The sequence below is a fragment of the Kitasatospora sp. NPDC056327 genome, assembly GCF_042261735.1.
GTDB lineage: Bacteria > Actinomycetota > Actinomycetes > Streptomycetales > Streptomycetaceae > Kitasatospora.
Genome location: NZ_JBHJRC010000348.1, coordinates 1 through 8,195, shown reverse-complemented (window position 1 = coordinate 8,195; position 8,195 = coordinate 1). Strand labels below are relative to the sequence as shown.

The window sequence follows — 8,195 nt, the reverse complement described above, 5'->3', positions numbered from 1 at the left end:
GCCGGCGAGGGGCCGGCGCGCTCGGCGCCGGCCCGGCGGGCTTCTCCAGGGCGGGGGCCGTCATGACCGGCCGCCCTGCGAACGGCGGCGCAGCAGACGGCGCCCGAGCAGCGGCGGGACGATGACGACGGCGAGCAGTTCGAGCGCGGTGAGGGTGCTGAGCGTCCAGTCCTCCGGACGACCCGCGACCTCGACCACGTCCGCGGCCACCTCGGTGGCGCCGCCCCCGCGGCCGCGCGCGACCACCTGGCCGGTCTGCGGGTCCACGACCTCCTCGGCCGCCTGCCCGTCGCCCTCGGCGGCCACCGCGTTCGGGTCGCCGGCGCCGGCCGCCGGGGCGTTCGGGTCACCCGCCGCACCGGTACCGGTGCCGGTCCCGGCACCGCCCGCGGCACCGCCGCCGGTCGCGCCCGCGCCGGTCGTACCGGCGCCGGTGGCGCCGGGGGTCTTGGTGGTCGTGGCCTTGCCGGTGCCCGCCTTGCCCGTCGATCCGGTGCTGCCCGCACCCGTACCGCCGGTGGCACCGGTACCGCCGGAGGCACCCGCACCGCCGGAGGACGCGCCGCCGGAGGCAGAACCGCCGGAACCGCCCGACGAAGCTCCGCCGGAACCGCCGGAACCACCACCGGTCGCACCCGGCTTGCAGTCCAGTGGGGCACCCTTCTTGTCGCACTCGCTGGGCTGCGGGGCGTTCTGGAGGACGGTCAGCACCTCACCCGTGAAGGTCGGGTTGGGGCAGTTGGCGAGCGTGTTGGGGTCGACCGGGCTGGCGTTTCCGGGAATGTGGGTGGACTGCAGGATCCCGCCGCGGACCAGGTTGCGCGGGATCGGGGAGTAGCCGAGGTCGTCGGCCTTGCCCTGACCGGCGCAGAGCACGTAGGAGATGAAGCGGCTGAGTGCGCTGCCCTTGTCGTCGTTGAAGCGCGGCGGGACGGGCAGTGCCGCGTCCTTGCGCGGAACGATCAGGTAGCTGTAGCTGGAGACCGGGTAGGACCGGGGGTCGGCGTTGGTGTAGACGCCGTTGAGGTTCTGCTGGAGGTAGTTCGGGTCATTCGGCGAGGTGTCGTCGTCCACGCCGCGGATCTTGGCGGCGGTGAGGGCGACGGCCACATTGGACGCGGTGGGAAGCGTGAAGTAGCCGGCGGGGTTGAGCACCTTGACGACCGGCCAGTTGCTGGACTTGGCGAAGGCGTACTCGTCGTAGCCGATGGTGCCCGCGCCGGCCGAGCCCATGATGTAGTTCGCGACGACGTCGGAGCCGTTCAGCGCGGACATCCGGCCGGACTTCGGGAAGAACTCCGTGTAGTCACCACAGGTCACGTTGTTGACACTGCGGCAGTAGGCCTCCCACTCGTCCTTGAAGGTGTGCTGCATCCAGCGGGTGAACTGGGCGGTGGCGCCCGAGCCGTCCGAGCGGATGATCGGGGTGATCAGCAGCGACGGCAGTGCCTTGCCGTAGTCCGCGGTGATCTTCGGGTCGTTCCAGTTGGTGATCTTGCCGGTGAAGATCTCGACGATGGTCTTCGGCGAGAGTCGCAGGTCACGGACCTGCTTGCCGGCAACGGTGAGGTTGTACATGAACGCGGTGCCGCCCGCGGTGATCGGGACGTAGGAGTACCCGTACACCGGGTTCTCGACGTTGCCCGAGCCCCCCTGGTGACCGCCGGAGCCGACCCCCGTGTCGATCTGAGTGCGGAACGGCACGTCGGAGGCGGTGAAGTCGTTCTGCCCGAGGGCCCACTGGGCCCGGCCGGCCGCGGAGCCCGTCGCACTGAAGTTGATCTTGATGCCCAGCGGGTTGACGTCGTTGCGCCACTGGTCGATGGCCGGACCGGCCCAGCTCGACCCGTCCGCGTTCAACGAGGTGGATGCCGCGAAGGCCGGGACGCTCTGCCCCAGCAACAGCGCGGCTGCGGTCAGACACAGGGCGACCAGCATGGCAGCGGTACGTGCCACGGGTCGGCGAACGGCCTCCCACGACATGGGAACTCCTCTGGTACGGAGGGTGGTTGTTACGGACATCAGTGCACTCCCGCCGCGGCGGGCCCGGCCGTCCGGTGCGCGTCCAGCGCGGCCGCCTCGGCCGCCCGGGCCGCGCGGTCGATCCGGTGGCGCTGCCGGCGGGTCAGCTGACCCGGTCGGCGACCGCCCAGAACGCGGGCAGTGACGAACAGGATCAGCACCACGGTCATCAGGGTCAGACCGGCCGCGAAGGCGCGCGCGACCATGTCCGGGTACGGGGTCTTGACGTAGTTCCAGATGTAGAGCGGAAGCGAGACCTGCCGGTCGCTGAACGGGTTGCCGTTGAACTGGGTGGTGAACCCCGCGGTCAGCAGCACCGGCGAGGTCTCGCCGACGCCGCGGGCCATGCCGAGCACCACCGCGGTGACCAGGCCCGGACGGGCGGTCGGCAGGACGACGTTCCAGACGGTCCGCCACTGGCTCCCGCCGAGCGCGTAGGAGGCCTCCCGCAGGGTGCCGGGCACCAGTCGGATGACCACCTCGGCGGCCCGGGTGACGATCGGCATCATCATCACGGTCAGCGCCAGCGAGGCGGCGAAGCCGCTCTTCTCAAAGCCCAGGGTGATGATCACGACGCCCAGCACGAACAGACCGGCGACGATGGAGGGGAGCGCCGTCATCGCCTCGACCAGTGTCCGCACCGGGCGGGCCATCCGGCCACCGACCTCGGACATGAAGACCGCCGCCGAGATGCCCAGCGGAACGGCGAACAGCGTGGCCAGACCCAGCTGTTCGAGCGAGCCGACGACGGCGTTGAGCGCACCGCCCGAGGTGATCGGCGAGAGCGCGGAGGTGGTCTCCATCGACTCGGTGAAGAAGTTGAGGTGCTGCGCCGCCTCGTAGCCGCGCATCGCGATGTAGCCGATCTGGTCGGCGATCAGCGCGAGCACCAGCAGGCCGGCGCTCCAGGCGACCACCGCCACCAGCCGCTCGCGCACCAGCAGCGGTCCCCACTGGAGCCGGCCGAGCATCGCGTACCCGGTGAGGAACAGCACGTACCAGCAGACGAGGAAGCCGAACGCGCCGCTGAACGGCATGACCCGCTCGTACAGGATCCAGTCCAGCGCGAGCGAGCCGGTCAGGGCGCCGAGGATGGTCAGGACGTCCTCGCGGGTCACCCCACCGATCCGGAGCTTGCGCTCGGGCGGCGGGGCCTTCGGCAGGGCCGGCGCCGGGACGGGTGCGGGTGCGGCGCCGGCCGGCAGGTCGAGGGTGGTCATCGGGTCGTCCCTCCAGGACGGGGCGGCAGCGGGCGGGAGCGGTGCGAACGGTCCACGGTCAGTCCGCCGTGGTCGCGCCGGACCGGGACCGGTTGATCACGAAGCCGGCCGCGACGTTGACCAGCAGCGTGAGCGCGAACAGCACCAGGCCGGCCGCCATCAGTGCCGAGAGCGAGAGCGGGTCCGATTCGCCGAAGCGCAGGGCGATCAGTGCGGAGATCGAGTTGGCGCCGTTCTCCAGGACGTGGGTGATTTGCTCGAAGTTGGGCGAGATGATCAGCGCGACGGCGATCGTCTCGCCCATCGCGCGGCCGAAGCCGAGCATCACGGAGCCGATCACGCCGCCGCGGCCGAACGGCAGAACCACCGTGCGCACCATCCCCCAGCGGGTCGAGCCGAGCGCGTAGGCACCCTCCCGCTCGCCCTGCGGTGCCTGGGAGAACACCTCACGGCTGAGCGAGGTGACGATCGGGATGATCATCAGCGAGACGACCACGCCGGCGATGAACGTCGACGAGGTGTACGAGGTGCTGATGTCACCGGTACGGACCTTGAGGAACGGGATCACGTCGCCGAAGTGGTTGGACAGCCAGCGGACGAAGCCGATGATCCGCGGCTGGAGGAAGAACAAGCCCCAGAGGCCGTAGACGATGCTGGGGATCGCCGCCATCAGGTCGATCAGCGAGATCAGCGTCGCCCGCAGCCGGACCGGCGCGTACTCGGAGATGAAGATCGCCGTGGCCAGGGCCACCGGCACCGCGATCACCAGCGCGATCACGGCGATCAGCAGGCCGTTGGGCAGCACCGAGGCGATACCGAAGTTGTGCGCCTGGGTCAGCCACTTCTCCTCGGTGAAGAAGGAGAAGCCCACTGCCCGCAGCGCGTCGGCGCCGCGCAGGATGAGGAAGAAGGCGATCAGGCCCATGATCGCGAAGACTGAGAGCCCGGCCGCTCGCAGGAAACCGCGGAACAGCCGGTCACCGGGTGTGGACGGGGCGGTGATGGTGCGGGGGACATCGGGGTCCGGCTGGCCTGGAGTCTCGGCGAACGGTGTCGCGGGCTCGGCGGCGGCTGTCATGGTCTGCTCTCCGGCGCGCTCGGTACGGGACAGGTGCAGGGAACTGGCGGGGACGGGGAAGGGACTCGGCGGGGCCTGGACAGCGGCCCCGCCGAGTCGGAAGGTGCGCCGTCAGGCGCGGCGGCCCGGCCGCAAGCGCGCCCAGGCGCCGGAAGCCCCGGCGGCGATCCGCGCACCGGCCGGCGTGCCGGCCAGGACGAGCGCCAGCGGGCCACCCACCAACAGGATCCCGCCGGCGATCAGAGCGATCGGCAGCAGCAGCCGCGCACCACCGGAGCGGTCAGCGGCCGGAGTACCGGCAGCGATCGGAGCAGCGGCGATCGGGCCGGTGGTCGCACCCGGGGTCGTCCCGGCCTTGGCGGGGACGACCGGGGCCGTCGGCGCACCGGCGGCCGGAACGGTCCCACCGGCCGCTGCGGTGTCGGTCGGATCGGTCGAACCGACCGATCCCGACGAGCCGGAGCCCGTCGCGCCGGTCGTGCCCTTGCTTCCGGTCGACCTCGTGGAACCGGTGGAACCCGTGCCGCCGGAGGAACCCGACGAGCCTCCCGACGACCCGTCCGTACCGCCGGAGGAACCCAACGAACCCGATGAACCCGACGAACCGCCGGTGGTGCCACCGGTCGTGCCGTTCTCACCACCGGTCCCGCCGGTCGTGCCGTTCTCACCACCGGTCCCGCCGTTGCCGTTCTCGGGCTCCGGCTCGGGCTCGGGCTCGGGCTCCGGCTGCTTGGGACCGGTCTGGTTGCCGGGGTAGGTACCGTCCTGCGCCGCAACGTGCGCCACGGCGGACCGCGCCTGCTCCTGCTGGGATTCGGTCAACGCGAGGAAGCCGTCCGCCAGCCGTCCCGGCTCGTTGCCGTAACGCTGCCCCTCCGCCGGGTCGGTGACCCGCCGCAGGAACTCGGTCGCGGCGTTCGCCGTCTCGGTGGAGAGACCGGCCGTCGGCGCCATGGCGTACTGCACGACCGCGAGCGGGTACGCCTGCGCCGACTTCGAGAACTCGGTGTCTGCAACGCCGTAGGGCAGCTTCTGGGTACCGGTGGCCGGGTCGACCGGCATGGTCGCGACGGCCGCCTGGAGGGTGTCCAGGGTCGGCTTCACAAACTGGCCCGCCGGGTTGCGCAGCGTGGCCTCGGACATGCCGTAGGCCTTGGCCTGCCCGCTGTCCATGATCGCGAACAGTCCGCGGCGGCCCGGGTCGACCGGCGGGCACGCAGGGTGCTTGCCCTCGGCGTCCGGGTCCGGGAGCTGACAGGTGGGCTTGTTCATCAGGAGGTTGCGCGCCACCTGACCGAGCCCGCTGTTGAGCGGATTGATCTCGAACGACTTCAACTTGTTCGGACCCGAGTAGTCCTGGATCCGGATCGCGTCCACCGGGTAGCCGGGGAACGCAGGCTGCCGGTAGAAGGTGTTGACGTGCATGTTGTTCGGGTCCGGCTCACCGCGCAGGAACGCCGCGGCCTCCGGGTCACCGGCGATCCACGAGGTCAGCTGGTAGATCAGATCGGTGGTGCCGCCGAGCACGATGGGCGCCGAGTCGGCCACCCAGGACTGCTCGGTGCACTTGGGCCAGCGCTGGCCGTTCGCGGCGTCGAGCTGGTTGATGTCGAGGAAGTCCTTGTCCTCGAAGATGCAGACCGGATTGCCGTCGACGGACTCGATCTTGACGCCCTTGGACAGCGTGTAGGACTGGGTCAGCATCTTCGCCAGCAGCCGTGGCGTGAGGTTGAGCGTGGTGATCTGGCCGGAGTTCACGAAATCGTCCACCCGGTAGGCCACCGAGATCGCCGAGGTCGCGAGCGGAGCGTAGACGTACGGCCGGTTGGCCGGCTCGCCCTCCGGCAGCGCGGTCAGGGCGATGTCCGGCCCCTTCTTGTCCCGGAAGTTGGCCCGGGCCTGCGGCTCACCGGTGTTGGCCACGTAGTCGACCCCGAGCGGCTTCGTCCCCTGGCACAGTCCTGCGCGCCATCGCTGCATCGCCCGGTTGGCCATCGCCAGGCCGCCGACCCGCAGGTCGATGGTGGAGGCCTGGCAGTCACCCGTGGTGGGCGCGAAGCTGAGCGGGATGACCGTCCGGTTGTCCCAGGCACAGCGCTCGCCCGGGTACCAGGTGTCGTTCTCCGCGGCGTTCATGGAGAAGACCGCCTCCGACGCCATGGCGAAGAAGCCGCTGACCGCCGGGTTGTCGAGCGTGTGGTCACTGCAGTCGATCTTGGGAATCCCGTCCTCGGTGAAGCCGAGGGAGTTGCCGCCGTAGTTGGCCTCCACCACCAGCGAACACGGATTCTTCGCGTCGCACTTGAGGCTCGGGCTCTCCTCCGCGGTCCAGACCTCGATGTCCGCCTCACCACGGCCGTCCGGGCCGGTGACCCGGACCGCTCCGTTGAAGGGGAAGTCCGGCGTGATGGTGCCGGGCGGAGGGACCGGCTGCAGAAAGCCCTTCGAGGGGTCCTGGTTGAACTTGGTGCTGCCGTAGCAGTCGTGCACGGTCGGGTCGGTTCCCCGGCACTGGTAGATCCGTACGGGGTACAGCTCCTGCCCCGTGGAGCTGTTCAGCTTCACGAACTTCACCGGATTGCCGAACGGATCGACGGTGGGAGTGAAGCCCTCCCAGGAGACGCGGACGACCTCGTTGGTGAGGTTGGTCGTCGAGGAGACGGTGATCCTGCCCTTCGCGCCGTGCGTCCCGGTGACCGGATCCCAGACGGCCGGCCCCTCGACGGTCGTCGGAGTCGCGGCCGACGCCTGCAGCACCGTTCCCGCCCCCAGCGGGAGGATCGCCGAGACCCCTACAACGGCCCAGGCCGTCCCCAGCACCAGCAGCCCCCTGCCCCACCTCCCCAGGGCTCTCGAACCCGGTGGACGGACTCTCATGACGTGCACCTCCAGGGACGCGCTGCGCGCGTAGACGGGGAACCGGCAGGACCCCGACGCAAGTGGCCAGATGCCGCCGATGGTCCGTCACCATTCGGCCAGCCGTACATGGACACCGTGGATCGCCAGGGTGTACGAGGCCACAACACGCCTGCGAACAACCCTTGTTGATCGCCCGTCACCCGTTGTTTCCCGGAGCGCGGAACAGCGGGGCCCGGACATCCGGACCCCGCCGCCGTCATCTGGTGCTGGTCAGCTGCCGGCCTTGAAGGTGAAGGAGAGCGAACCCACCGACTGGCCCGGGGTGAAGAAGGTGGTGTTCAGCTTGGTGTCGAGGTACTTCGCACCCTCCTCGTCCACCTGGAGGTCGGAGGCCTGCAGCGAGCCGCCGGCGGCGTTGCCGGAGACCGAGGTGTCACCGGCCGGGTCGAGCAGCGCGACCGGGGCGGTGGCGCCCTGCGGAACGCCGGTGATCTGCCAGGTGGTGACGTTGAAGGCCAGGTCCTTGAAGACGGCGGACTTGCCGGTGCGCAGGTTGATGAAGAGCAGCCCGCCGCCCAGCCGGACGTCACCGTAGTACGCCGGGAGGTTGGCAGAACCGCCGGTCACCGGGAACGACGCGGACAGGCCGGTCGTGCTGTCGTAGGAGCCGGTGGCCGTCGGGAGGGCGAAGACCATGACGCCCGCCGAGAGGGAGTTGACGAGGAAGGTGTTGCTCTCGTTCACCACGGCGCTGCCGGTGGCCGGGGTGGCGGCCTCGGCGGTGGCCGAGGCGGCCGCACCGGTGGTGGCGAGCACAACAGCGGTGGCGACGGCGGCGAGACGGGCGCTGGTGCGGGACATGCTGCTCTCCTAGGTGTGCAAGATGGAACGGTCCGGCCAGGGGGCCGTGAGTTCGTACTGTGCGGTGGTGCCTTCATGCGGTACTGCGGTGACGCCGCCGGTCCGCGGGCCCTGGCAGGCGGACCGGCGTGGCCGGCGGCCAGGGGCGGGAGCCC

General features: G+C 70.6%; 5 protein-coding genes. All 5 read right to left on the bottom strand.

Annotated elements, in window-relative coordinates:
- Positions 1–60: 60 nt before the first annotated feature.
- The 5 genes from ACFCX4_RS32210 to ACFCX4_RS32190 all read right to left on the bottom strand — a co-directional run bounded on the left by ACFCX4_RS32210 (position 61) and on the right by ACFCX4_RS32190 (position 8,040).
- A complete protein-coding gene (locus ACFCX4_RS32210; protein WP_376150295.1) occupies positions 61–1,956 on the bottom strand; it encodes a substrate-binding domain-containing protein in 1,896 nt (631 codons plus the stop codon).
- A gap of 65 nt (positions 1,957–2,021) precedes the next feature.
- A complete protein-coding gene (gene pstA, locus ACFCX4_RS32205; protein WP_376150293.1) occupies positions 2,022–3,242 on the bottom strand; it encodes a phosphate ABC transporter permease PstA in 1,221 nt (406 codons plus the stop codon).
- 58 nt (positions 3,243–3,300) lie between these two features.
- On the bottom strand, positions 3,301–4,320 hold the full coding sequence (gene pstC, locus ACFCX4_RS32200; protein WP_376150291.1) for a phosphate ABC transporter permease subunit PstC: 1,020 nt from the start codon (positions 4,318–4,320) through the stop codon (positions 3,301–3,303).
- 111 nt (positions 4,321–4,431) lie between these two features.
- On the bottom strand, positions 4,432–7,197 hold the full coding sequence (locus tag ACFCX4_RS32195; RefSeq protein WP_376150289.1) for a hypothetical protein: 2,766 nt from the start codon (positions 7,195–7,197) through the stop codon (positions 4,432–4,434).
- 252 nt (positions 7,198–7,449) lie between these two features.
- Complete coding sequence (locus ACFCX4_RS32190) at positions 7,450–8,040, bottom strand: hypothetical protein (protein WP_376150287.1); 591 nt, start codon at positions 8,038–8,040, stop codon at positions 7,450–7,452.
- Positions 8,041–8,195 lie beyond the last annotated feature (155 nt).

Coding starts and splice junctions, on each gene's coding strand:
- ACFCX4_RS32195 (WP_376150289.1), bottom strand. CDS start 7,197: ATGAGAGTCCGTCCACCGGGTTCGAGAGCCCTGGGGAGGTGGGGCAGG.
- ACFCX4_RS32190 (WP_376150287.1), bottom strand. CDS start 8,040: ATGTCCCGCACCAGCGCCCGTCTCGCCGCCGTCGCCACCGCTGTTGTG.
- pstC (WP_376150291.1), bottom strand. CDS start 4,320: ATGACAGCCGCCGCCGAGCCCGCGACACCGTTCGCCGAGACTCCAGGC.
- pstA (WP_376150293.1), bottom strand. CDS start 3,242: ATGACCACCCTCGACCTGCCGGCCGGCGCCGCACCCGCACCCGTCCCG.